Below are 23,520 nucleotides of genomic sequence, written 5' to 3'. Positions count from 1 at the left end.
TATACAGCACTAGCCCGGATCAAATGACCCGGGCTCTGCACTTATTTATTTTACTGATTCTGAACCTCAGAATCTTTTTTTTCTGTTTTTTCAGCTTTTTCTTTCCGGTTTAAACGGTTCATGGCAAAATCGATATCCTCATTTATATAGAACTCAACCGCTTCTGCCGTTTTTTTTACTGCTTCACGCATTACTTCTGTTTCATCCGGTGTAAATTTACTGAGAACATAGTTTGCCAAATCCCACTGAGGCGGCTTTTTCCCAATTCCTATCCGAATTCTTGGAAAATTTTGATCTTGGAGCTGATAGATAATTGAACGCATACCATTATGTGTTCCTGCACTTCCCTTTTTCCGTATTCTTATTTTACCCGGATCAAGGTCAATATCATCATAAATGACCAGTGTGTTTTCCAGCGGTACATCATAGTAGGATACCAGTTCCTCCACACAGAGACCACTGTTGTTCATGTAAGTCATTGGTTTAACCAGCATTACCTTTTCGCCATTCTCAAAATAAACGCCTGTCAATCCTTCGTGCTCGTCCTTTGTAATCTGAACATTTTTCTGGCCTGCAATATAATCCACCGCCTCGAAGCCAATATTATGACGTGTTAAGGCATACTCTCTGCCTGGATTGCCGAGCCCTATAATCAAATACATGAAAGTTTATACATATCTTTCTGAGAATAATTTGCTCAGAGAACGGCCAAAATGAACGTAATCAATGGCACGGCCAAATAAAGTTCCGGTAGAAAGGATTTTGATTTTATCAATCCGTTTTTCTTCTGGAACCACAAGCGTATCCAAAGTAATCAGCTCTTCAATGGCTGAATTCTGGATTCTGTCAATGGCTGGGCCAGAGAAAACACCGTGGGTACAGGCCGCCCGTACTGATTTTGCTCCCAGCTTCATCAAAGCATCAGCACCTGTGGTAATGGTTCCAGCAGTGTCGATCATATCGTCAATCAGGATACAGTTTTTTCCTTCAACATTACCAATAACGTTCATGACTTCAGTAACATTTGGTCTTGGTCGCTGCTTATCTATAATTGCAAAGGGACATTCCAGCGTTCTTGCCAATTTTCTGGAACGCTTAACACTTCCTGCATCTGGGGATACAACCACCATGTCATCCAGACGAAGATTTTTAAAATATTCAGCGATTAAGCCGCCGCCTGATAAATGATCCAAAGGAATATCAAAGAATCCCTGAATCTGATTTGAATGAAGATCCATGGTAATGACACGGTCTGCACCGGCTGTTGTAATCAAATTTGCGACCAGCTTAGCTGTGATCGGATCTCTGGATTTTGCCTTACGATCCTGTCTTGCATAACCGTAATAAGGAATAACCGCGTTGATACGGCCTGCTGAAGCTCTGCGCATCGCATCAATGATAATCAACAGCTCCATCAAGTTATCATTACAAGGATTCCCTGTTGACTGGATAACGTAAACATCTGCTCCGCGAACAGATTCAAATACATTAAGGCCAATTTCTCCGTCACTGAAATGAAGAATATCTGCATTACATAGCTGTACTTCTAAATAGTCTGCGATATCCTCAGCTAATTTTCTGTTGGAATTACCTGCAATGATCTTAATTCCGCCGAATTTTCCATCCATCTTTTTTTGCACCTCATATTTTATTTAAATTTAATTATTTACTTATTTTTTTAATTTTTTTCATCTGAAGGGCATATCCTTCTTTATTTACCTGACGAGCACGTGCAACCGCTAAAGTATCTTTCGGCACATCATTGGTAATGGTTGAGCCTGCTGCTACATAAGAGCCTTCTTTTACGGTTACTGGTGAAACCAGATTGCTGTTGCAGCCGATAAAACAATTATCTTCAACGACCGTGCGATATTTATTAGTACCATCATAGTTTACAAAAACAGTGCCGCAGCCCAAATTAACATTTTTTCCAACCTCAGCATCACCAATGTAGGTTAAATGCGATGCCTTTGCACCATCCTTCATAACAGAATTCTTAACCTCGACAAAATCGCCAACCTTGACATTTTTTCCAATATGGCTGTTGGGACGTAAGTAAGCATAAGGACCCACATGTGTATTCTCATCGACAAAGCTGTCTAATATGGTAGAAATCTGGATGTCCACGCCATCTGCAATGGTGGAATTTACAATACGGCTGTTGTGGCCGATAATACAGTTTTCACCAATGACAACCCTGCCTTCTGTGATAACGCCAGGATAAACAACGGTGTCTTTTCCAACCTTTGTCTCTACACTCAGATAAGTGTTTTCAGGATCAATAATGATCGCACCCGCTTCCATCAAAGAACTATTAATTCGACGGCGCATAATTTTTCCAATTTCAGCCAGCTGGACCTTTGAATTTACAGCCGCTATGTCATCCACATCCGGAGTAGGATAGGAGCCTACCTTTTTACCCATTCCCCTTAAAATTTCAATGGTGTCGGTGAGATAATATTCACCCTGAACATTATCAGAATTAATTGCCTGCAACGCAGCCTTTAATGCCTGTGCATCAAAACAGTACATTCCAGAATTAATTTCCTTTATACTGCGTTCTTCGTTGGTCGCATCCTTGTGCTCTACGATTTTAATCAGCTCGTCACCTTTTTTGACAATTCTTCCATAACCCGTTGGATCGTCGAAGACAGCGGTCAACACCGTTGCTGAAAAACCGCCATCTTCATGCGCTTTTACAAGCTCTTCCAGCGTCTCTTTACGGACCAGAGGTGCGTCGCCAACTAAAACAAGCACATTGCCATTAAAATTTTCAAAGAACGGCAGCGCCTGAAGAACAGCATGCCCTGTGCCAAGCTGTTCCTTTTGCTCAATCGCTGTAAGATTTTCGGGGAGAGCAGCTTTGACAGTATCTGCTTTATAACCAACAATTACGGCAATATCATCTGCGCCAGCAGCTTCACTGGCGGAAATGACATAATCCAGCATTGCTTTTCCGCCGACTTCATGAAGGACCTTTGGTTTTTCAGAAACCATTCTTGTCCCATGACCGGCAGCCAAAATCACTGTTTTGGTTGATTTCATTTTTTAATTCTCCAATATTCCAGTTAAAAACCTGAATTTTATATTAACATTCATATAAAGGGACTCTTTACCATGAAAAATAATACCCTTTATCGTGATAAATGTCTACAGCTAATTTACTTTTGTAAACGTCAAAAGAGGGAACCATGTTCCCTCCTCTCAATTTAATGCTTTTCTATTTGTACTAAAATGATTATAGAACCCCTTATTCTTCTGAATCATCTTCAAAATCTACTTCAAGATCAATTTCTTCGGGCTCAGTCTCTTCAGCTTTTTCCAAAACTGCTTTTTCATAGGCTTCCAAAACGATTCCTTGCATTTCCTTGCGGGTACTGGAGGTGATCGGGTGACAGATGTCTTTAAAATCTCCGTCCGGTGTTTTTCTACTAGGCATTGCAATGAAATAACCATTCTGTCCTTCGATTACCTTAATATCATGCACGACAAATTCATCGTCAAATGTAACCGACACAATTCCTCTCATTTTCCCTGTTGGATAAATTTTTCTTACTCTTACGTCTGTAATTACCATAATGTAAGCCTCCCCTTCGATTGTAGTAAATAAAATCACATCTTACTATACCTTTACATTATAGTATCATATTTCGGACAAAATTAAAACAAAAACTTACCCGATTATTTTGTATTCTATCACCATTTTATGGACACTATTTCACGGTCAACTCTACAAGCATTTTTTCTTTGTCATTTAACGAGGTGTGCATGCGCAGCAGTGGTAAATAATTATCTACGAGTTTTTCATTTGGTTCTTCTGTCACAAATATAACACAAGGCCCGATAATGACAGCGCCAACTTCCTCCATTAAATTCATCATTCCCTTTGCAGTTCCCCCGCCTTTCATAAAGTCGTCAATAATTAAGACTTTTTTTCCTTCGAGGTTTATTCTCCGGCTCAGATACATCGTATTAATTTTATTCGTCGAGCCAGAGACATAGTTCATACTCGTCGTAGTGCCCTCTGTCACTTTATTCGACCTTCTGATAACCGTCATGGGAACATTTAAAAACCGGGCGCTCTCAAGAGCTACCGGAATTCCCTTCGTTTCTGTCGTCACAACATACTCTACGCCCTGCTCCAGGTATTTTCCCGCAATAATTTTTCCAAGACGCTGTGCGTAATAAGGGCTGGAAAGGATATCGCTGTAATAGATAAATCCTCCCTGAATTTTACGCTCTGGCTCCATAAGCCTTTCGGCTATCTCTAAGAGGATTGCTCTTTCCTCTTCATCTGAAACGACAGGAAGATATTTAACGCCGCCCGCTGCGCCAGATACTGTTTCAATTTTCCCCATTTTCATCACTTCCACCGCACTTTTCACAATCGCTACGTCTTCACAGACACTTGTTTTAGACGCTTCAAAAAGCTGGCTGAAATAATTATAGGTCAAAACCCTATTGGGGTTGTCTGTCAATATTTTTGTAATTGCACAAACACGTTCATTCTTTTTCATTTATTCACCTATAAAACCCGAACATTTTTTAGTCTATTTATAATTTTATTCATATTCAAAAAAAGTGCAAGTCTTTTTCGCCTTTCCTTAATAAAATTCCTTAATGATAGGACTTTATCTTAATAAATAGCTATGATATAATTCTTGTAGTCCATGAGAACTATAAGGAGCAAACAAATTGAAAGAAATATTAAAAAAGAAATTCAATCGTCCAATTGAAAAGATATTTTTTATCGGTATCGGAGGCAGCAGCATGAGCGGACTGGCGGGGATGGCCCTGGACCAGGGCTTTAAAGTGGAAGGCTCCGATATGATTGAGTCCTCTTATACCGGAAAACTGAAAGACCGCGATGTCAAAATTCATATCGGACATGATTACAACAATATCCCGGAAGATACGGATATGGTCGTCTATTCAGCAGCAATTCACGAAGATAACCCCGACATGGTTCGCGCTAAAGATCTTGACTTGCCAATAGTCGAACGTTCGGATTATCTCGGACTACTGTCCCTGGCTTTTGATAAAACCATTGGCGTTGCCGGTACACATGGAAAAACAACGACCTCTTCCATGATCGCCGCCTTACTGCACTATGCTGACTTTGATCCGAGTGTCAGTATCGGAGGAAAACTGCCCGAAATTGGTGGTAATGCCTGTCTGGGGGACAGTGACTACTTTGTTATTGAGTCCTGCGAATATGTCGATTCCTTTTTAAAAACATCCCATTATATTGGTATTATTACGAATATTGAAGAGGATCATCTTGATTATTTTACAGAAGGTCTTCCACAAATTAAGGAATCCTTTCACAAATTTGGTGCAATTCTGCCGCCAGATGGTCTTATGATCGCTTATGGTGATTCTCAAGATGTATTGGATACCGTAGAAAGCCTCCGCTGTCCAGTCACCACCTATGGTTTTGAGAAAAAAAATGACTGGACTGCCCATAATATCCAATACGATGATATGGGAAACCCCTCCTTTGACGCATATCATCACAATGAATTTTATGGCCATTTTAACATGAAGATTCCTGGTGAGCACAATGTATTAAATGCCTTATCCTGCATTGCATGCAGTGAATTTTTAGGTATTGACGAGGCTACTGTCCAAAAAACGCTTGATAATTTTCACGGCGCTAAGAGACGCTTTGAGTTTCGCGGAGAAGTAAATGGCATTAATGTTTATGAAGATTATGCTCACCATCCAACTGAGCTGAAGGTTGTTATTGACGCTTGTCTTAATCATGCGCATAATAATTTGTGGGTTATTTTCCAGCCCCATACCTATTCAAGAACCTTCTATCTTTTTGATGAATTTGTAGATGCTTTTGCGAAAGCAGATTTTATCATTCTCAATGATATTTATTCTGACCGTGAGGGAAATGATTGGGACATCTATTCTGAAGATCTGGCGAAACGAATTAAGGAAAAATATCATATTCCCACCATTGTTATGTCAGAATTTAACACCATTGTAAAATATCTGTCAGACAATCTGGAATCTGATGATTTAGTCCTTGTCGCTGGCTCTCAAACCATCAATAAGGTTGCCTATATGCTGGTTGATGCATTAAAAGAAAAATATGAATAGATAATTCGAGAAAATGATACAAAAAATTGACAACTCATCCTTTGTAATTTTGTTTCATCTAGGATACAATGATACGGTTAATAAAGGAGGTGTTGAACATGCTTGAAACTTCGCTCATCGCCAGTTTAGTGGCATTTGTGGCAGGGCTCGGTATCCTTACCGTCCTATTTATCTGCCTTATACCAATCGCTCTGTACCTTTTCTCGAGCTTTGGGCTCTATACCATGGCTTTGAAAAAAAATATCGAGTATCCGTGGTTAGCGTGGATTCCGATTATTAAGCTCTTTATATTAGGCGAAATCATCGGTGAAAAAGTGACAATCAGCTCGCTTAAAATCCCTTATGCACAAGTGATTTTACCCGTTGCGTCTATCTGCAGCGGCGCTTTAATTGCAATCCCTTTTTTCGGCTGGATTATTGGAATTGCAATTGCTGTGTACAATTATGCAGCATACTACCGATTATATAAATTATATTATTCAGATTCTGCAGTACTGTTTCTTGTACTCAGTATCATTTTCCCTTTTATGCTTTCGATTTTTCCTTTTGTCATTCGTAACAGGGACCCCTATGAGTATAGCTTTTCTTAAAAAAATGTGAATATCTCAGTGGAAATCCTCTGGGTATTCACATTATTTTTTGCATTCATCTTCAAAATACATTACAATAAACTAAACACCTATTTAAAGGAGGTTCACCAATGGATTACTATTATGATTACTACGATTTCGGTGATTCTTTTTACAATTATGATGCTCTCGGTGCTTTTATTGGCATTATCATTGTAATCTGTCTTTGTATTATAATATTTGCATGTATTTTTGCCATTATCGCCTATATTTTTAAAGGGATAAGCCTCTATACACTTGCCAAAAAAAGAAATCTGCGCTATCCATGGATTTCCTGGATTCCCATGGCTAACCGGTATCTGCTGGGCGCACTCATTAACGATCAAGTGTCTATCGGTTCACTTCATATCCCCTATGCTGCCATTATACTGCCCCTTTTATCCGGTGTATCCACACTTTTAAGCAATACCGTAACATTGATTCCTTTTGTCGGGTGGATCTTTCTGTTTGTCGCTGGTATTCTGATCGCTATCTATGAATATTCAGCTTATTACTGGCTTTACCGAATTTATAACCCTAAAAACGCAACGCTTTATCTGGTACTGAGCATTATTTTTCCGGTCACCATTCCGTTTTTCTGGTTCTCCTTGAGAGATAAAGCTCCAGATTATACTGATATTCCAATAACAAGACCCTGTGGTCAAAATCCCCGGGCTGTTTTGTCCTTTTGCTTCGGGATTCTTTCTATGCTTTCCAGCTTTGCCGGCAGTGGTTTGTGGGTTGGTGTTTGTGCGGTTATTTTTGGCATCCTGTCTTATCAGGAATTAAAAAGGGAAAACGCCCCTGCTTTGTTCGCCATTCTTGGGATTATTTTTGGCGCGCTTGGTATCATCATGATCTTTCTACTTCCAGTAATCGGCCTGGCTGTTTTTCAAGGCCATAGCTTGATTAACCGGATTACTAACAGCCTGTATACCAACAGCACCCGTTACCCTTTTTTATAGCAGAACAGGAGTATCAGCATGAAAAAATATGGTTTAGTCCTTAGCGGCGGCGGAACAAAAGGTGCTTTTGAAATTGGCGTTTGGCAGGCTCTCCGCGAAATGAAAATTCACACGCCCTGTGTGATTGGAACCTCTGTGGGGGCATTAAACGCTGCAGTTATCGCCCAAAACGACTTTGACAAGGCGCTTGACTTCTGGTCAAATCTGACCATTAATCAAGTTCTCAACCTTAACACACACATGACCAATAAATATGTTGAGCAATGGTCCAAAACGAGTTTTGACTTTTTTAGATTATCTTTTTTAAATGATTTGTTTCATGGCGGATTTGACATTACCCCTTTACGTGAAAATCTTCAAAATCTTATATCTGAAGACACGATTCGCAAATCCTCAATACGTCTTGGACTTGTAACTGTCCGTTTGAATACACTTTCACCCATCAAATTGATGATTGAAGACATTCCTGAAGGGCAGCTACTTGATTATTTGCTCGCCAGTGCTGCCTTCCCGGTTTTCCAGAAGCAGGAAATTGATGGCACCACCTATCTTGACGGCGGTTTTTATGATAATGTTCCCATAAATTTTATGGCCGAAAATGGCTATAATGATATTATTTCTGTTGAATTTCCAGCTCTTGGCGTTAAACAGAAAATAAGAAATAAAGATATCAACCTCAAGGTCATCAATAATTCTGAATATCTTGGTATGACGCTTGAATTTGATCAAAAAACAATCCTTAACAACATTACAATGGGTCATCTCGACTGTTTAAAGACTTTTAAAGCGGCAAAAGGAAAATTTTATTACTTTGATATGAGCCGCCAGCGAAAGCTCTATGACCGGCTTGACCGCTTTATTGGAACACCTCTACAAGACGAAATTTCCCGTGAAAAGGTAGCCCATCTGCTTAGTATCCCTGCTGATTCAGATAAACCGTCAATTTTAGCGGCCATTAACGCCATCATTCGAAGCACAAATTATCCTGAGGATGAACCGCTTCTGATGACATTGTTAGAAATTGCTGGTAAATCACTGGGGGTAAAAAGATTGGAATATTACACAATGGATCAGTATCTGCCAGCCTTACTCAATGCTCTTAATGCGTTGACCAAAGCCAACCTGTCCTTGATCAAAAAAGAAAGCACCATCAAAGATGCTTTTAAAGACTGCCCCATCGACTATAAACCAACAACCATTCTTGATTTTATCACCTTCTATGTTTTGTTTGTAGGCGCAAGACAGGATATGCCACTTTTTCGCTTAAATGCTCTTATAAAAAAATTCACTCCAGAGTTTGTGCTCTCAATTCTGCTGTTAATTTATATCCATCAAATGATAAAAACGCCAACCTAAAAAACCTCTGCGCAAGCCAGCGCAGAGGTTTTTTAATTGATCAAAAATCTCATCTGATAATCTTTATCAGACGATACGATTCGCTCCTTAATAATATCATCCGCCTCCACATCCCCAATGATTAAGGGGCTTTCGGGATGATGGTGTTTTTGATGATATAACAGCTTTCTTTTACTGTGGTTAGCATAACAATAAAGGCAACCATTACCGCAGGTATCATACATTCCTATATCAATGCTCTCCATACATCGGCATTCCGGCCTCTGTCCCGGATCCTTCCCCAGAGTTATGGGATATCCCTGTATCCGCTCAAAAATGGTCTTATCGATGCAGCAAGCCATTTTGACCCCTTCAGGTTTTTGTCTGTCTGTACATATTTCCAAATCAATATGATATTTTTGAGCAATGTCTGCAAATTTATGGATCAAATCGATTTTCTCCGTATCTGTTTTGTCTGTTAGCCCGAGACCACGCATGTTTTGTCTCGTATCCTCATAATAATCCAAAAAGCTTACAATACAACGTCTCGTATAACCACTCAGCCTCTTTGCCAGTTTTTCAAAATAGTAAAGATGATATGCCGCGGTGTATTTGTTTGTAAAAACAATTGGGTTATAACGCCAGATTACTCTGTCATTTCCTAATCGATTTGACATTTTTTTAAATCCCGGAATTAAAATGTCGTTTTTCGAAGGAATGTGTTCCTCAATATCTTTTCCATAAGGATTTACCGTCCAATGAAAATAAAAAGGAAATGTCCCTAATCGGTTTAGTTTGGGAAGCATCGGAACAGCATTTTTAGTCCAGAAAACAATTCCGTCAATGACTTCAGGCATCAGACTGATTTTTGAAATCAATTTGGAATTAAAAGGATTTCGAACATAAACATACTCTTCTTCAAGTCTTTTAAGGAACCACTCTGAGAAAAAAGCAGGAATATCTGTCCTACGGCTGGCACTGATAATCATAACATCCTCCTCCACACTTGGTTAATTCTTAATTTCGCTTAAATGGGTTAATCTTGTTATAAACAGGATATAAAGTATAACAAGACGCTTATGCTCTCCGAATCAATTTTGATTATCTTACCGCATAAAACCCATAATTAGCTTAAAACAGACGATTTAAACTTGAAAGGAGAATGGAAATGCAATACCGAAAATTATCACCTAGTGCCCAAGACTATGCTAAAAAATTATACCTTGAATATAGAGATCGTATTAAAGAAAATGTACCTGATGATAAAGCGGCCATTATTAATATCGCCACTGATTCACACACACTTAACTACATTGATGAATTACAGGACTTCTTCCATTTTAAAGTAAATAAAGGCAATGTCATCATCAATCAATTTTTTGTCGATCAGATGACCCGCTTTTGTAAATGGTAATATCAAAAAATAAAAAAACCGTCTGTGACGGTTCTAAAAAACAAAATGGTGGAGACAAGGGGACTTGAACCCCTGACCTTCTGACTGCCAGTCAGACGCGCTCCCAACTGCGCCATGCCCCCATAAGCTGACTATGCTATAATACAATACTTGATTATTTTTGTCAATGACTTTTTTAGAAAAAACGATTATTTCCTCTTAACAATTTTAAAAAAATGGTTTAAAATAGAACCATACTAAATTATACAGGAGAAATCAAATGGCTAAAATAGAAATTTTTGAACCTGAATTAACTTGTGTTGATGGTGTCTGCCAAATGGGAGAAAATGCTGATCTGGCACGGATTAATGATATGGTCGCTTCTTTTGCGGATGATGGCTGGGATATTGTAAGACATAACCTCACAATGGACCCCAGTGCATTTGTGGAAAACCGTACAATCGGAACCTTATTGGTAGAAAAGGGAAACAGCGTTCTGCCGGTTACTTTGGTGAACGGCAAAATTGTTAAAATGCGGGAGTATCCCTCTGCCCTTGAGTTTGTAAAATGGTTCTCCGGCGAAACCAACTGATCTAACAAGATGGATTTTAAAAATCTTTATCAACAAATAAGGGAATTTATCCCCAACACTGAACAGGAATTTGCTGACAAAAAAATCTTTATAAGCTTAATGGAAAAATATCCGGACACGATTCTGACCAGAAAAAATCCTGTGGCACATCTAACAGGCTCAGGTTTTATTCTTAATCCGGGCCGCGACAAGTGCTTGATGGTCTTTCATAATCTTTACAGGTCGTGGTCCTGGAGCGGCGGCCACGCTGATGGGTGTGCTGATCTTTTATCTGTAGCGATTAGAGAAGCAGAGGAAGAAACTGGCATCACAAATTTAAAACCTATTTCAGAAAAAATAATCAGCCTGGATGTTTTACCTGTTTTTGGCCACTTCAAAAATCGAAGCTACGTCAGCACACATCTTCATTTGTCGATTGCTTTTTCACTCACTGCTGATGATCGTCTTCCATTAACCAACAAGCCTGATGAAAACAGTGCTGTCGCATGGCTTCCTCTTGAAAGCATCGAAAAATACAGCCGTGAAGAGCACATGCTCCCCATTTACCAAAAAATAATAAAAAGGACGAAGACTCTCTAGGCTCGTCCTTTTATTTTATTCCAGAACCCTCAACCGTGCTCTTGTCAGTTCCTTTGGGTCTCCATCCTCTACCTCTACAAAAAGCTCACGCATCATGTAAAGAAGCGGACTGGATTCATTCAAAACAAGCAGTTCATTTCCGTCAACATAGAAATGAAGGGTCCGGTTGCTCTCCCGGTAAGTGATAAAGGCGGTATCCGTAATTGTCATACCATATTCGACCACCTCTCCGGCCGGTGTTTCCATATTAACATCACGACAAAGATTTAAAGTTCCTACAATATCTAAAAACAAGGTTTTAATTTCCGACTCAGTCATTAAATAACTCCTCCAAGGTTTTCTCGTTTTTATTATACCATACTATACTCTTTTAAAAATAAAAATCTCCCGAATACTTCGGGAGATTTTGTATAAAATCCGTCTGATTGTTCCTCTTAGTAATTTTCAGATAAAATCTGGAAATCCGCTCCACTTGTCTTGCATACCGGACACATTTTTAAAGCTTTTGTGCCTTCATAAACGTAACCGCACTTCATACACTGCCAGAGCACTTTATCTGATTTTTCAAAAACAGTTCCTTCTTCAACATTGCTTAATAATTTTAAATAACGCTGTTCGTGACGGTTTTCAATATTAGCAACCGCTTCGAATAAAAAGGCAATTTTATCAAAGCCTTCTTCCTTTGCTTCTTTAGCAAAAGTAGCATACATATCGGTCCATTCATAGTTTTCGCCTGCTGCTGCGTCTTTTAAGTTTGTAGCTGTATCTGGGATTTCATCGCCGTGTACAATTTTAAACCACAATTTTGCATGTTCTTTTTCATTTGTAGCTGTTTCTTCAAATAATTCGGCAATCTGGCTGTAGCCTTCTTCTCTGGCTTTTTCTGCATAATAAGTATATTTATTGCGGGCCTGTGATTCACCTGCAAAGGCAGTTAATAAATTCGCTTCAGTTTTTGATCCTTTTAATTCCATGTTCAAAATACCTCTCTTGAATCTTATAAATTTTATTTAATCCTAACGTTCCTTAATTCGGAACGATTATAATATAACAATTATCAAACAAATTGTCAAGGATAATTTTGAAAAAAGTTAATCAATAATTGGAATAAAAGCATTGTCCTGTGACGCCTCGTAGCAAAGTTCAATCAACGTTTCCGTCGTACGGCCTCTTGATAATTCGGGCAAATGGTTCAAATCAAAATACCGAGCATCTTCAGTCTCGATATTCTTCTGGAATGCACCATCAATGACATCACACAGCATAACGGTTTTGTAAATGGCAAAAGGATTGGGCAGATCAACATTTTTTGCCCAGTCGAATACGCCGACCAATTTTTTTGCAACCACATGCAGGCCAGCCTCCTCACGGGCTTCCTTCTCGATATTTTCTTTAACAGACAACCCTATATCTGCCCAGCCGCCTGGCATTGACCAGCAGCCGTCAATACTTTCCTTTACCAGAAGAATTGTATCTTGTCTAAAAATCGCACCCCGCACATCAACCTTTGGCGTCTGGTATCCTGTTTCAAAGCAAAACAGATCTCTTATTTTTTCCTCGCCTGCATCGGTATAATTATTTAAAATATCAACAGACATCTCTCGAATCTGTTCAAAACGTTCTCTGTCGTATTTATTTGTAGAGTAAGTCAAACCAGCCTGCGCAATTGACTGAAGCTGCTTTGCCCACGCCAACCATTTCTTTTCCATAGTTATTCCTTTCTTGATATTATTCTAATTTCAAACAAAATTTTATAGGCATTTTCCGTTTAAAGTTTAAAAATTGTGGTATAATTAATTATATCATTAAGCGGATAAGTGGGTTACACGGACTGCTCAAAATTATATTTGGACTATAGGAGGTCTTTATTATGTGCAAAAAACCAAAATTTTATATCTGTAGACATTGCGGCAACATCTTTGGTGTTGTTGAAGACAGCGGCGTAACACCGGTTTGCTGTGGTGATCCGATGGAAGTTTTAACTCCTAATACCGTCGATGCAGCTCAGGAAAAACACGTTCCAGTAATTAAAATTGATGGAAATACCGTCACTGTTGAAGTCGGCAGTGTTCCACATCCAATGCTCGAAGAACATCATATCGCCTGGATTTATCTTGAAACCAAAGAAGGCGGCCAGCGTAAATGTCTGGAAATCGGCGGCGAGCCAAAAGCTGTTTTCGCTTTAACACCTGGTGATGAAGTGATCGCTGCATATGAATATTGTAACCTACATGGATTATGGATGGCAACTGTTTAATCCATATTCAGGCAAAAAGCAAAACCCCGGAGAACTTCTCCGGGGTTATTTTTTTTCAAAAGATTTTTGCATTTCTAAACGGCATTTTTCCAAAAGACGCTGGATTTCATGGCTTCTTTTATTGTTAACATCTGGATAAACCGGTTTTAAAATTGCTAAATGCAGGAACGGCTTTTTCCGAAACAGGCTTCTTACCCCATTTACAGATCTGTAAGTCAATATCATAGGTACCAGTGGAACCTCTGCGTCATACGCAAACGTAAATGCACCCTTTTGAAAAGGCCGTAAAGTAGGGCAATACACTTCCAGACTCCCTTCCGGAAAAAGATGGACGGCATCCCCCTGCCTCAAAGTTGCCTCTATTTCTTCCATAAAGCCCCTGAATTCGGAAAGCTTTTCTGGAATCGGTATTCCACCCAGGTCATCAACCAAATGCCCCACAAAGGGCATTTTCAGATTTTCATCCAAGGTTGGAAAATACATCCGATGCTGCCTGCAAACACCTGCTACCATCGTGCAGTCCAGCGTATGAACATGGTTACAGATTGTTACCATCCCGCCGCTGACATCAGCCAAATTATCCTCTCCTGAGACCGTGAGACCAAACATCAGGCGATTATATAAAGGCAGCAGGGTCAACGCTATTTTTCTTAAAGCAAAACGATTCTCAAAGTAGCGTTTATCTTCATTGCGTTCAATAATAACATTTTCACCCAAATTTTCAGCCTCACATTGTGCCATACTCATCAATAGCCTCCCTGAACATTTCTTCCATCCTATAAACGCAGTCCTCTATATTATATTGCTTACCGTACGCTGCGTATTCTTTTTCTAAACCCCTTTTTTCTTTAGGATGTTCAATAAAATAATCAATTTTATCAGCCAGATCGTAAGGGTCACCTGCATTAAAGAGACATCGGTCATTTAAAGCAAATTGAGGGGTTGCTGATTTAGGACTGTTGGAGATAACCGGAACCAGTCCGCTGCAAAATGCTTCAATACAGGAGATCGCCTCACTTTCGGCATCTGCTGTATGGACATAAAGATCGCTCATTGCAATGATATCACGCAGCTTTTCCTTGTCAAAAAAATCAATAAGAACCTTGTTTGGCAGTTTTTTTCCAACTTTTTCGTAAAACTTTTTCTTTGGTCCTTGTCCTGCTAATATCAAGCATATCTGGTCCCTGTATTTAGATAACCCTGCTGCTTCTATGAGCAGATCCTGCCTTTTTTCATTTGCCAGGCGCCCAATCATTAAAATCACAAACTTACCCCTGAGCAACGGAATCTTATCAATCTTACGGTAATAGAAATCCGGGTCGACACCATTTGAGATAACATGCAGCTTTGCCGTATAACCATTTTTACGCAGTTCTTCTGCGATAAAGTTACTGGGACAGTGAATATGTGAAAATTGGTTATAAAAAATATTTTTGAAGCCCTGATACAAGGCTGTATTAATTTTTTCCACCTTATTAATTTTCAGCGTATAGGTAATATTTTCCGGTTGTACATGAAAGGCCGCTGTTGCGGGGACAGACAGCTCCTTTGCGATTTTAGCGCCCTGGATCGAAAGTGGAAAAGGCATTAAAAAATGGACAATATCCGCCCATGTAATGGCCTTTTTCAAAACTTCCCTGCTGGGCTTAGCCAATGTCATACCCTGATTCTGAATAATCTGTTTGACAACAGGGGGAAAATGATATGAACGCACCGCGTATTTGTCAGGACTTTCCTTTCCTGTACTGACAATTCTCACTTCATGCCCATGATTTTTCAGTGATTCTGAAAAACGGACTGCTGACATCGTGGTGCCATTGTTGGTATGATCAAATTGGTCCATAACTAATAAAATTTTCATTGATTTCCTCCTCGTATACTTAAATTATACCCAAAGCCGAATATTTTTGTACAGTGACAATTCCTTTATTTTGTACAAAAATAAAAAAGGATGCACTTTAGCATCCCTCAACGTATCATTTTACCAGCGGTCTAAAACTTTCTTTTTATAATGCCGGTACACGATAACTTCAAAAACAAGACAGGCAATCTCAGAAACGATAAAACCATACCAAACCGTATCCAAACCTCCGATTAAGGAGAATAGATAGGAAAAGGGCAGTAAGAAAATCATCTGTCTCAAAAAAGAGGAAATCATACTGAGATAGGATTTTCCCATCGCCTGAAAAGAAGTACTGAGCATAATGGATATCCCCGCGAGCGGAAATGCAAGGCTTATTGCTCTGAAACAATTAATCCCAATCGCCGTCATTTCTTCCGATGCATTGAAAAGCATAAAAATCTGGGCTGGGAAAAGCTGGAACAAAAGAACCCCAACAAACATAATGACCAAGCTCGTCAGAATAGAGACTTTTAATGTCTCTTTGAACCGCTTTGCATTCTGAGCTCCGTAATTATATCCAAAAATTGGCATCGCTCCTTGTCCAAGGCCAAAAATCGGCATAAAAATGAAGGATTGCACTTTAAAATAAACACCAAAAACCGCTACAGCGGTCATACCATATCCAGCTAAAATCAGGTTGTAGCCCGTCACCATGAAAGAACCAATTCCCTGCATGATCGCAGACGGAAGCCCTACCACAGCAATATCCTTCATGATAGCCCCGCGGTATTTAAAAGAACGAAAATGAAGCTTTAGAAGGTTTTTTTTCCGCTTCAGGACCACAATCAAAATATAGACCATTGCAATGATCTGGCCTGTAACCGTTGCGATGGCGGCTCCTGTAACACCCAGAGCCGGAAATCCCAAAAGCCCGAAAATCATAATCGGATCCAGAATAATATTCGTGATTGCCCCGATCAGCTGACCGATCATTGGCTGAATCATATCGCCGGAGCCCTGCAGTGTGCTGAAACCAGCCTGCGTAATAATGCTTCCAAAGCTGAAAATTGTAACGATCAGCAGATAATCTGTACATCCCTTAATAATTTCCGGATTATCCGTAAACATTTTTACAAAAATATTCGAAAAAACAGCGCCTAAAACGGCTGCGGCTAAAGATAAAATCACTGCGACCAGAAAGCCATGTTCCGCTACCATTTCTGCCTCGCGGTGTTTTTTTTCACCAAGGCGTCTGGAAATACCGGAATTAATCCCTACACCCATACCTACAAAGCAGGATACAATCAGCATCTGCACCGGAAACGCCAGAGAAACAGCGGTGAGAGCATTTTCGCCTGTCTGCGCGACAAAGACGCTGTCTACGATGTTGTACATTGCCTGTACAAACATTGAGATAATTGCCGGCAGAGCCATACTAAAAAGTAATTGGGGGATATGCATCGTCCCCATCTTGTTTTCATGCTGTAACTGTTGTTCTTCCACCAAAACACTTCCCCCTCACTTTTAACGAATTTTATTTTTTCTTTTTGGAAATTTCAACTTTTACTTTGTGATCCTTAATCATTTTACCATTCAGTTTTTTCTCTACTTTTTTGGCGACATCCACATCCACATCCACAAAGGTAAATTTATTATACATATCAATATTTCCAACTGTCGAAGACGCAATATTACACTCGCCGCAAATGGCGCCGAGAATATCTCTTTTCTGCACCTTGTCTTTCTCACCAACACTGATAAAAAGACGTTTTGTCTTTTCCGGGCCAAAGGATTTTCCTTTACCGCCCTTTACTTCTCTGCGGCGCTTTCCATCCCTTTCACGTCTGCCTTCCCGGCGCCCGCGTTTTTTAAACTCAGTATTTAAATCTTCCGCATCTGACAAAGGAAGCTGCGCCTGTAAAAGAACCGCAGCGATAAATTCTGCTTCGTAGCCCTTTTCTTCAAGTTCTTGAATGATCGCAATGTAACGTTCCAGTTCTCCCTTTTCGGCTTTGAGCTTAAAACGTTCCTTGAAATGGGCGATCTTAATATCATTGATCACCTCACTGGTCGGAATTAAATCGCGTTCGATGCTTTTCTTGGTATAATCGGTTATTTTTCGCAGTTTAAACTGATCCCTTGAACGGGCAAGTGTCAGTGAAAGACCGCTCTTCCCCGCACGTCCGGTACGGCCAATACGGTGTACATAGTATTCTTCGTTGTCTGGTACATCGTAGTTAAAAACAATATCCACATCGTCAACATCAATCCCTCTGGCCGCTACATCGGTGGCTACTAAAATTTTCAGCCGCCCCTGGCTAAAGCGTTTTAAGACATTGAGTCTAGATACCTGGCGCATATCGCCATGAATTTTGTCTACGGAATACCCCAGTTCCTGCAGATTTTCAGTAATTTCGTCAACATAGTGTTTGGTGTTGCAGAAAATAAGTGAGCGTTGAGGTTTATAGACATCCAATAAACGGGTTAAAGCTTCAAACTTATTCTGGTCAGAAATATTAAAATACTTCTGCTCAATACTTGGCGCTACCATTGTTTTAGGCGAAATTTCAATCATTGTCGGATTTTTCTGGTAGGTTTCCGCTATCTTTAAAATGGGTTTTGGCATTGTAGCCGAAAATAAAACGGTCTGAACATCATGGTCTACCGCATCTAAAATGAGCTCAATATCCTCTCTGAAGCCCATATTCAGCATTTCATCCGCCTCGTCCAGCACTGCCATTGTAAGTGCGTTGAATTTTAAAGTTTTCCGACGCATATGGTCCATGACACGTCCTGGTGTGCCTACTACAATCTGTGCTCCGGATTTCAGATCACGAATCTGGTTTTCAATTGAAGCGCCGCCAAACACTGCAACAACTTTAATGCTGTGGCTGTATTTTAAAACCTTTCTGAATTCTTCAGAAACCTGCAGCGCCAGCTCACGTGTCGGCAGCAACACCAGCACTTGCGGTTTTCTGAGTTCTGGATCAATCTTCTCTATGGCAGGAATCGCAAAGGCCATAGTCTTTCCTGTTCCTGTCTGGGATTTACCAATAAGGTCGCCGCCTTCCATCAAACGGGGAATTGCGCGTTCCTGAATTTCTGTCATATCAACAAATCCCATATCATCAATTGCCCTGAGCAATTGCTCGTTAATCTCTAGTTCTCTAAATTTCATATAACTTCCTTTCTAAATACATAACATCTAATTATAAACTAAAAAACAAAAGAAAGCAAATTTTATGTCAAACTTGGGTATATTTTTTATAAGAATACTCTAATTGATTAAGGAAGTGATCATGGTGATTGAAACAAAACGCATCTATGAACCCAAAAACATTATGGATGGGTACCGCGTTTTAGTAGACAGCTACTGGCCCAGAGGATTTACTCACTCCAGCGCCAATGTCGATATATGGAAAAAGGAACTTGCTCCCAGCAAAGAATTGATCCGGCGTTTTCATTCTGGAAAAGATTCATACGAAAGCTTTAAATCGCAATATTTGGAAGAACTTAAAAATAATCAGGCTGTCAAAACTTTTCTATCCGATTTGAAGAAACGTCTGAAGGAAGAAAATGTTACTTTAATCTATTCTGCAAACAATAAGGAACAAAACCAGGCCGTTATTCTGGCCGATTATTTGAACACAATACTTTTTCAAAAAAACAAAGCGCCACGGGCAGCGTGACGCTTTGTTTTTCTATAATGCAAATCTTTCAATGGCCTCTGCCACACCATCTTCATCATTTGTAGAAACGATATGGTCCGCAATTGTTTTGACACAGTCATAAGCGTTTCCCATGGCAATTTTTGTTCCTGCAATTTCGATCATTTCCAAATCGTTGTCACTATCTCCTATTACCATGACCTCTGTAAGGCTTATTCCCAGATATTCGCAAAGCTTTGTGAGTCCTAACCCTTTATCAACCCCTTCTGGAATACATTCAAGGCAATAGTTCATTGGGCGCAAGGGTACTAAATCCACAATTTCACCCGCCCTTTTCTGGACTTCATCCAATTTATCAAAGTCGGTGGATGAAATGACAAATTTACTGACCTCCAAGTGGTTTTTATCTAAATAGTCCTCGATATCCTCAACCACAATTTGCTGTTCCTTAAATTGACGTACATATTCATCGGCCCATCCTGCTGTTGGCATTTCAGGAAATGTTTTTTTTGTACAGACACATCCATGAATGGTATGCGCCTGGACAAAAATGCCATCGTACTGATCCACCAGCTCAATTATCTGTCTGATAATCTCTTTTGAAAGAGCATCCTCAAAGATCACAATATCTTTTTTATAGTCTCGAACCACGCCGCCATTACCGGAGAGCATATAATCGGTCCCTCCAATGGCTTCGGCGGCAAACCAGCCTTCTTTATCAATCCGGCCTGTTGCCACTACAGGAATGATCCCTTTTTCTTTAGCTTTTTTAAAAGCTGCTTTGTTTTTCTCAGAGATTGTATTCTGAGTGTTTAAAAGCGTGCCATCCAAGTCGGTAACGATCATTTTTATTGCCATGAAAATGCTCCTTCGTTTATTTATGTAACAGCATTGACGCTGTTTTCAACCCATATAATGGTTCTGTTTCGAGCACTGCTTTTTTTATGGCCATCGCCATCACGCGTGTCGCCAGTGTTCCAACCACATTAATATCTGCAGCCACCTCGCCCACAGACATGACATAGACACTGTCGCCGTCCGCTGTGGTATGGACAGGCCTTATGGCCTGTCCGTAACCGTTATGGGTCATTGCTGCTATTTTTTTTGCTTCAACCTTATTAAATTTCCCATTGGTAATCACAGCACCTATGGTTGTGTTTCCAGTAAACAGATTCTCTTTGCAGGAAATATCCTCATACATGGCGGCTTCGGTATCCTCAAATTCAGAAAGGTCTGCTGAGAGCATCCCTGCCAGCTTATCACCGCTTTCAATATCAAAAATATCCCCGAGGGCGTTGACCGAGACAATAGCACCTACCTTTAAATCGCCAAGCTTAACGGCATAGGTCCCAATGCCTGATTTCATCATCGTCTGGACTCCTCGATATTTGCCAACGGTCGCACCTGTTCCGGCTCCAATATTACCGTTCTGTATGCTTTTTCTGTTTTCTGAATCTAGGCATGCCTGATAGGCCATCGCTTTATCTGGGTACGCATTCGGTTTGCCGACAACCAAATCAAAAATACACGACTGGCAGACAAGCGGTACCTTTGCCACACCCGTATCAAAGCCAATGTTGCGCTCACTCAGATACTGCATGACGCCACCGGCGGCGTCCAGACCAAAGGCAGAGCCGCCGCTTAACAAAACAGCATGGATTCCCTGGGCAGCAGCTACCGGGTTCAAAAGCTCACTCTCTCTGGAGGCTGGTCCTCCGCCTCTTACATCAAGCCCTGTAGGTGCACCCTGTTCATTGATAATCACGGTGCACCCTGTCCCGCCTTCTATATCCTGCGCATGGCCGATTCGGATATTTTCAATATCATTAAGGTTTATTTCCTGCATTGTTACCTCATTTCTGATGCTATACAGCAACCCTCGTTTTCAAATACTTCATTAATGGCTTACACACGGCAATCGTAATAACAATGCCAACGCCAAGCTCAAGTAAACCATTTACGCCCACAATGGTTAAAAAAACTTCCTTTAACGGAATTGCGCTGAAGAAAAACCATAAGCACCCCATAACCATGATTGTATGGCATAAGGTTGCTATACCCGCGCTGATGCCTATGCTTAAAGCATCATTGCTCAGCCGGCTTTTTAAAGCTTCATACAGCACTCCTGCAATCACCCCCAACAAAACTCTCGGCAAAATACACATAACCAGAGATTGAATCGGGGCTCCGCTTGCAAAAGGTGAAAACATCAGATCTACCGGTGAAACACCCATAAATGTAGCCTTAAGCATACTTAGAATACCAAAGGCCAAACCTAAAATACCACCGCAAACCGGCCCCATAGCAATAGCGCCGATAATCACCGGAATGTGCAAAATTGTAATTGCAACCGGAGGAATCTGAATAAAACCAAGTGGGGTAAAGGTAAGTACCACCAGTATGGCGATCAGCAATGTAAGCTGTGTCATCTGTGCAGTCTTTTTGTTTACCTGTGACATAATAAAAACTCCTAACTGCCGCTCTTTTTAAAGATGCAGCGTCTAATTTATTCACAGACCGTCATATCTTCGCCTGTGTAGCTTTATTTTATCACATTAAAAATAACGAACCAAGTTTTTTCAAAAATACGCACTTAAAATGATTGACATTTTCTTTTTTAATCCTTAACGCCAATCCTCCGCCTTTAAGCCTTTTTTAAATTTATCAATATCTTAAAAGGTTTGTAATCGATTTTCATCATGTAAATAAGGCATTATATTAAATGAACCTTTCCATTTCCTTAAAATTTTATGAATATTTTAAATTTTGTCTTGCTACGTTTTTGAGATGATGATAGAATATTAACAGTTTAAGAAGACTGTCCAGAAATGCCACACAGTGACTTTTCAACGCAACACAGTGCGGCATGTTTAAATTCAAATTTTGAAAGAAACGAGTGAGGATAAAATGGTCGATACAATTTATGTTTTACTTTTCCTTTTAGGTGTCCCTTTCTTTGCTTATGGTATTTATTATTTAATCGTAGGGATATCCGGATACCGTAAACACACAAAGTTCAACCAGCATGCCCCTGAAAATCGCATGTGCGCGGTTATTGCCGCAAGAAACGAATCCCTTGTTATTGGGAATCTGATCGATACGTTAAAAGAACAGAATTATCCAGAGGATTTATTTGATATCTACGTTATTCCAAATAACTGTACAGATAATACTGAAGAGGTAGCCCGGAAACACGGCGCAAAAATATTCCACTGTACCTCTGAAGTGCGCTCAAAGGGCGCTGCTTTAGAACAGTTTTTTGATGCTACCTTTGCAGATAATGACGTTTTTGATGCTTTCTGCGTTTTTGACGCTGATAATCTGGTTGATCCAAATTTCTTCTCTGCAATGAACAATGCTTTATGTGACGGAGAAAAAATTGCTCAGGGCTACCGCGACAGCAAAAACCCAACAGACTCCTGGATCTCAGGCTGTCAATCCATTTTTTACTGGACATTAAACCGCTTTATGAACCTTGCAAAACAGGGGATCGGCTGGTCCGCCGCTTTAAACGGAACCGGCTTTATGGTTTCCCGCGAAGTCTTAAAAGATGGCGGTTTCAGAACCTTCAGTATGACTGAGGATATTGAGTTTACCACTCAATCCATTATGAAGGGGTATCGCGTCGCATGGGTTCCTGAAGCCCTTACCTTCGACGAACACCCCATTACCTTTGAAACCTCCTGGAAGCAGCGCAAGCGTTGGTCTACCGGTACGATCCAGTGTTTTTCACAGTACTCAGCTCCCTTATGGGAAAACTTCAAAAAAACGCGTAACTGGATGTGCGTGGATATGATCTTATATCTTCTTGCTCCGTTCATGCAGGTTTTAACCAGCATCTATACAATTTGTTCATTCGTTGTACTGACACTTTTACTCATTAACACACAGGTTTGGTCTGATGCCCTCACCTTTGCCATTCTCTTTGGTGTCGGCGGTGTTATTATCAGCTTCCTCTTTACCGCAATGGTCGTTAAGCTTGAACACCACAAAATAAAAGAAGTCGCCGGCAAAGCATTTTTCTCTTTCTGGTTCTTCCTGTTTTCATGGATACCGATTAATGTCCTCTGCTTTGTCAAGCCGATTGAAACCTGGGAACCGATCGAACATACTCAGAGCTTGAAGCTCTCACAATTACAGCTTAATAAATAAACTATCAACGCCCCGAT

26 protein-coding genes and 1 tRNA gene are annotated in these 23,520 nt (G+C 40.2%); 10 read left to right on the top strand and 17 right to left on the bottom strand.

Annotation, left to right across the window (positions count from 1 at the left end; all coding sequences use genetic code 11):
* Nucleotides 1–50: 50 nt before the first annotated feature.
* From pth to purR, 5 genes are all read right to left on the bottom strand, one after another.
* The gene (gene pth / locus FYJ53_RS03265; RefSeq protein ID WP_013382055.1) at nt 51–662 is read right to left on the bottom strand and encodes an aminoacyl-tRNA hydrolase; all 612 of its coding nucleotides are present in this window, start codon (nt 660–662) and stop codon (nt 51–53) included.
* A 6-nt stretch (nt 663–668) separates the two neighbouring features.
* On the bottom strand, nt 669–1,628 hold the full coding sequence (locus FYJ53_RS03260) for a ribose-phosphate pyrophosphokinase (protein ID WP_013382056.1): 960 nt from the start codon (nt 1,626–1,628) through the stop codon (nt 669–671).
* Nucleotides 1,629–1,662: 34 nt separating this feature from the next.
* A complete protein-coding gene (gene glmU, locus FYJ53_RS03255) occupies nt 1,663–3,045 on the bottom strand; it encodes a bifunctional UDP-N-acetylglucosamine diphosphorylase/glucosamine-1-phosphate N-acetyltransferase GlmU (protein ID WP_154556980.1) in 1,383 nt (460 codons plus the stop codon).
* 205 nt (nt 3,046–3,250) lie between these two features.
* A complete protein-coding gene (gene spoVG / locus FYJ53_RS03250) occupies nt 3,251–3,577 on the bottom strand; it encodes a septation regulator SpoVG (protein ID WP_013382058.1) in 327 nt (108 codons plus the stop codon).
* A 136-nt stretch (nt 3,578–3,713) separates the two neighbouring features.
* Nucleotides 3,714–4,517 (bottom strand): pur operon repressor, encoded by an 804-nt coding sequence (gene purR / locus FYJ53_RS03245; protein WP_013382059.1) that lies wholly within the window; start codon nt 4,515–4,517, stop codon nt 3,714–3,716.
* Nucleotides 4,518–4,695: 178 nt separating this feature from the next.
* On the opposite strand from purR, the gene murC reads away from it, so the two are divergent.
* The 4 genes from murC to FYJ53_RS03225 all read left to right on the top strand — a co-directional run bounded on the left by murC (nt 4,696) and on the right by FYJ53_RS03225 (nt 9,040).
* Complete coding sequence (gene murC / locus FYJ53_RS03240; RefSeq protein ID WP_154556979.1) at nt 4,696–6,111, top strand: UDP-N-acetylmuramate--L-alanine ligase; 1,416 nt, start codon at nt 4,696–4,698, stop codon at nt 6,109–6,111.
* A 98-nt stretch (nt 6,112–6,209) separates the two neighbouring features.
* Nucleotides 6,210–6,701, top strand: coding sequence for a hypothetical protein (locus FYJ53_RS03235; protein ID WP_073382131.1), 492 nt, complete (start codon nt 6,210–6,212; stop codon nt 6,699–6,701).
* Between the two features lie 110 nt (nt 6,702–6,811).
* Nucleotides 6,812–7,684 carry a hypothetical protein gene (locus tag FYJ53_RS03230; protein ID WP_154556978.1) on the top strand — a complete coding sequence of 291 codons (873 nt, stop codon included), beginning with the start codon at nt 6,812–6,814 and terminating at the stop codon, nt 7,682–7,684.
* Between the two features lie 18 nt (nt 7,685–7,702).
* Complete coding sequence (locus FYJ53_RS03225) at nt 7,703–9,040, top strand: patatin-like phospholipase family protein (RefSeq protein WP_154556977.1); 1,338 nt, start codon at nt 7,703–7,705, stop codon at nt 9,038–9,040.
* Between the two features lie 32 nt (nt 9,041–9,072).
* Here FYJ53_RS03225 and FYJ53_RS03220 read toward each other — a convergent pair whose 3' ends face one another.
* A complete protein-coding gene (locus FYJ53_RS03220) occupies nt 9,073–10,008 on the bottom strand; it encodes a DUF1848 domain-containing protein (protein ID WP_154556976.1) in 936 nt (311 codons plus the stop codon).
* A gap of 179 nt (nt 10,009–10,187) precedes the next feature.
* Between FYJ53_RS03220 and FYJ53_RS03215 the strand changes: the two genes are divergently transcribed.
* Nucleotides 10,188–10,433, top strand: a complete 246-nt coding sequence (locus tag FYJ53_RS03215) for a hypothetical protein (RefSeq protein WP_073382136.1) — start codon at nt 10,188–10,190, stop codon at nt 10,431–10,433.
* Between the two features lie 46 nt (nt 10,434–10,479).
* Here FYJ53_RS03215 and FYJ53_RS03210 read toward each other — a convergent pair.
* A tRNA-Ala gene (locus tag FYJ53_RS03210) sits at nt 10,480–10,555 on the bottom strand.
* 137 nt (nt 10,556–10,692) lie between these two features.
* Between FYJ53_RS03210 and FYJ53_RS03205 the strand changes: the two genes are divergently transcribed.
* Together FYJ53_RS03205 and FYJ53_RS03200 are read left to right on the top strand one after the other, a co-directional pair.
* The gene (locus tag FYJ53_RS03205; RefSeq protein WP_013382066.1) at nt 10,693–11,004 is read left to right on the top strand and encodes an arsenic metallochaperone ArsD family protein; all 312 of its coding nucleotides are present in this window, start codon (nt 10,693–10,695) and stop codon (nt 11,002–11,004) included.
* 9 nt (nt 11,005–11,013) lie between these two features.
* The gene (locus FYJ53_RS03200) at nt 11,014–11,583 is read left to right on the top strand and encodes an NUDIX hydrolase (RefSeq protein ID WP_154556975.1); all 570 of its coding nucleotides are present in this window, start codon (nt 11,014–11,016) and stop codon (nt 11,581–11,583) included.
* Nucleotides 11,584–11,598: 15 nt separating this feature from the next.
* Here the strand turns inward: FYJ53_RS03200 and FYJ53_RS03195 are convergent, their stop codons facing one another.
* From FYJ53_RS03195 to FYJ53_RS03185, 3 genes are all read right to left on the bottom strand, one after another.
* Nucleotides 11,599–11,901, bottom strand: coding sequence for a hypothetical protein (locus FYJ53_RS03195; RefSeq protein ID WP_013382068.1), 303 nt, complete (start codon nt 11,899–11,901; stop codon nt 11,599–11,601).
* A 116-nt stretch (nt 11,902–12,017) separates the two neighbouring features.
* Nucleotides 12,018–12,557, bottom strand: a complete 540-nt coding sequence (gene rbr, locus FYJ53_RS03190) for a rubrerythrin (RefSeq protein WP_013382069.1) — start codon at nt 12,555–12,557, stop codon at nt 12,018–12,020.
* Between the two features lie 117 nt (nt 12,558–12,674).
* The gene (locus FYJ53_RS03185; RefSeq protein ID WP_013382070.1) at nt 12,675–13,292 is read right to left on the bottom strand and encodes an NUDIX hydrolase; all 618 of its coding nucleotides are present in this window, start codon (nt 13,290–13,292) and stop codon (nt 12,675–12,677) included.
* A 161-nt stretch (nt 13,293–13,453) separates the two neighbouring features.
* Here FYJ53_RS03185 and FYJ53_RS03180 point away from each other — a divergent pair, with 161 nt between their 5' ends.
* The gene (locus FYJ53_RS03180; protein ID WP_058693561.1) at nt 13,454–13,840 is read left to right on the top strand and encodes a desulfoferrodoxin family protein; all 387 of its coding nucleotides are present in this window, start codon (nt 13,454–13,456) and stop codon (nt 13,838–13,840) included.
* Between the two features lie 45 nt (nt 13,841–13,885).
* On the opposite strand, the gene FYJ53_RS03175 is transcribed toward FYJ53_RS03180, so the two are convergent.
* From FYJ53_RS03175 to FYJ53_RS03160, 4 genes are all read right to left on the bottom strand, one after another.
* Nucleotides 13,886–14,587 (bottom strand): lysophospholipid acyltransferase family protein, encoded by a 702-nt coding sequence (locus tag FYJ53_RS03175; protein WP_154556974.1) that lies wholly within the window; start codon nt 14,585–14,587, stop codon nt 13,886–13,888.
* Nucleotides 14,568–15,701, bottom strand: coding sequence for a glycosyltransferase (locus FYJ53_RS03170; protein WP_013382073.1), 1,134 nt, complete (start codon nt 15,699–15,701; stop codon nt 14,568–14,570). Before FYJ53_RS03170 ends, FYJ53_RS03175 begins: the two co-directional genes overlap by 20 nt.
* 120 nt (nt 15,702–15,821) lie before the next feature.
* On the bottom strand, nt 15,822–17,186 hold the full coding sequence (locus tag FYJ53_RS03165) for an MATE family efflux transporter (RefSeq protein WP_227209311.1): 1,365 nt from the start codon (nt 17,184–17,186) through the stop codon (nt 15,822–15,824).
* A gap of 31 nt (nt 17,187–17,217) precedes the next feature.
* The gene (locus tag FYJ53_RS03160) at nt 17,218–18,861 is read right to left on the bottom strand and encodes a DEAD/DEAH box helicase (protein WP_013382075.1); all 1,644 of its coding nucleotides are present in this window, start codon (nt 18,859–18,861) and stop codon (nt 17,218–17,220) included.
* Nucleotides 18,862–18,982: 121 nt separating this feature from the next.
* Here FYJ53_RS03160 and FYJ53_RS03155 point away from each other — a divergent pair, with 121 nt between their 5' ends.
* On the top strand, nt 18,983–19,372 hold the full coding sequence (locus FYJ53_RS03155) for a DUF488 domain-containing protein (protein WP_013382076.1): 390 nt from the start codon (nt 18,983–18,985) through the stop codon (nt 19,370–19,372).
* 12 nt (nt 19,373–19,384) lie between these two features.
* Here FYJ53_RS03155 and FYJ53_RS03150 read toward each other — a convergent pair whose 3' ends face one another.
* The 3 genes from FYJ53_RS03150 to FYJ53_RS03140 are packed head-to-tail and all read right to left on the bottom strand — an operon-like array spanning nt 19,385 to nt 21,810.
* The gene (locus FYJ53_RS03150; RefSeq protein ID WP_038353051.1) at nt 19,385–20,209 is read right to left on the bottom strand and encodes a Cof-type HAD-IIB family hydrolase; all 825 of its coding nucleotides are present in this window, start codon (nt 20,207–20,209) and stop codon (nt 19,385–19,387) included.
* Between the two features lie 16 nt (nt 20,210–20,225).
* Nucleotides 20,226–21,197: a P1 family peptidase gene (locus FYJ53_RS03145; RefSeq protein WP_154556973.1), complete on the bottom strand. Its 972-nt coding sequence runs from the start codon at nt 21,195–21,197 to the stop codon at nt 20,226–20,228.
* Between the two features lie 19 nt (nt 21,198–21,216).
* Entirely contained in the window at nt 21,217–21,810 is a 594-nt protein-coding gene (locus tag FYJ53_RS03140) for an ECF transporter S component (protein WP_038353053.1), read from the bottom strand.
* Between the two features lie 448 nt (nt 21,811–22,258).
* Between FYJ53_RS03140 and FYJ53_RS03135 the strand changes: the two genes are divergently transcribed.
* Complete coding sequence (locus FYJ53_RS03135; RefSeq protein ID WP_013382080.1) at nt 22,259–23,503, top strand: glycosyltransferase family 2 protein; 1,245 nt, start codon at nt 22,259–22,261, stop codon at nt 23,501–23,503.
* The last annotated feature ends 17 nt before the right edge of the window (nt 23,504–23,520 follow it).

The organism is Eubacterium sp. BL-380-WT-2B, assembly GCF_009696115.1.
GTDB lineage: Bacteria > Bacillota > Clostridia > Eubacteriales > Eubacteriaceae > Eubacterium > Eubacterium callanderi.
The sequence above is the reverse complement of the archived record's forward strand: the minus strand, read 5'-3'. Positions and strand labels throughout refer to the sequence as shown.

Coding starts and splice junctions, on each gene's coding strand:
- pth (WP_013382055.1), bottom strand. CDS start 662: ATGTATTTGATTATAGGGCTCGGCAATCCAGGCAGAGAGTATGCCTTA.
- FYJ53_RS03260 (WP_013382056.1), bottom strand. CDS start 1,628: ATGGATGGAAAATTCGGCGGAATTAAGATCATTGCAGGTAATTCCAAC.
- glmU (WP_154556980.1), bottom strand. CDS start 3,045: ATGAAATCAACCAAAACAGTGATTTTGGCTGCCGGTCATGGGACAAGA.
- spoVG (WP_013382058.1), bottom strand. CDS start 3,577: ATGGTAATTACAGACGTAAGAGTAAGAAAAATTTATCCAACAGGGAAA.
- purR (WP_013382059.1), bottom strand. CDS start 4,517: ATGAAAAAGAATGAACGTGTTTGTGCAATTACAAAAATATTGACAGAC.
- FYJ53_RS03235 (WP_073382131.1), top strand. CDS start 6,210: ATGCTTGAAACTTCGCTCATCGCCAGTTTAGTGGCATTTGTGGCAGGG.
- FYJ53_RS03230 (WP_154556978.1), top strand. CDS start 6,812: ATGGATTACTATTATGATTACTACGATTTCGGTGATTCTTTTTACAAT.
- FYJ53_RS03225 (WP_154556977.1), top strand. CDS start 7,703: ATGAAAAAATATGGTTTAGTCCTTAGCGGCGGCGGAACAAAAGGTGCT.
- FYJ53_RS03220 (WP_154556976.1), bottom strand. CDS start 10,008: ATGATTATCAGTGCCAGCCGTAGGACAGATATTCCTGCTTTTTTCTCA.
- FYJ53_RS03215 (WP_073382136.1), top strand. CDS start 10,188: ATGCAATACCGAAAATTATCACCTAGTGCCCAAGACTATGCTAAAAAA.
- FYJ53_RS03205 (WP_013382066.1), top strand. CDS start 10,693: ATGGCTAAAATAGAAATTTTTGAACCTGAATTAACTTGTGTTGATGGT.
- FYJ53_RS03200 (WP_154556975.1), top strand. CDS start 11,014: ATGGATTTTAAAAATCTTTATCAACAAATAAGGGAATTTATCCCCAAC.
- FYJ53_RS03195 (WP_013382068.1), bottom strand. CDS start 11,901: ATGACTGAGTCGGAAATTAAAACCTTGTTTTTAGATATTGTAGGAACT.
- rbr (WP_013382069.1), bottom strand. CDS start 12,557: ATGGAATTAAAAGGATCAAAAACTGAAGCGAATTTATTAACTGCCTTT.
- FYJ53_RS03185 (WP_013382070.1), bottom strand. CDS start 13,292: ATGGAAAAGAAATGGTTGGCGTGGGCAAAGCAGCTTCAGTCAATTGCG.
- FYJ53_RS03180 (WP_058693561.1), top strand. CDS start 13,454: ATGTGCAAAAAACCAAAATTTTATATCTGTAGACATTGCGGCAACATC.
- FYJ53_RS03175 (WP_154556974.1), bottom strand. CDS start 14,587: ATGAGTATGGCACAATGTGAGGCTGAAAATTTGGGTGAAAATGTTATT.
- FYJ53_RS03170 (WP_013382073.1), bottom strand. CDS start 15,701: ATGAAAATTTTATTAGTTATGGACCAATTTGATCATACCAACAATGGC.
- FYJ53_RS03160 (WP_013382075.1), bottom strand. CDS start 18,861: ATGAAATTTAGAGAACTAGAGATTAACGAGCAATTGCTCAGGGCAATT.
- FYJ53_RS03155 (WP_013382076.1), top strand. CDS start 18,983: ATGGTGATTGAAACAAAACGCATCTATGAACCCAAAAACATTATGGAT.
- FYJ53_RS03150 (WP_038353051.1), bottom strand. CDS start 20,209: ATGGCAATAAAAATGATCGTTACCGACTTGGATGGCACGCTTTTAAAC.
- FYJ53_RS03145 (WP_154556973.1), bottom strand. CDS start 21,197: ATGCAGGAAATAAACCTTAATGATATTGAAAATATCCGAATCGGCCAT.
- FYJ53_RS03140 (WP_038353053.1), bottom strand. CDS start 21,810: ATGTCACAGGTAAACAAAAAGACTGCACAGATGACACAGCTTACATTG.
- FYJ53_RS03135 (WP_013382080.1), top strand. CDS start 22,259: ATGGTCGATACAATTTATGTTTTACTTTTCCTTTTAGGTGTCCCTTTC.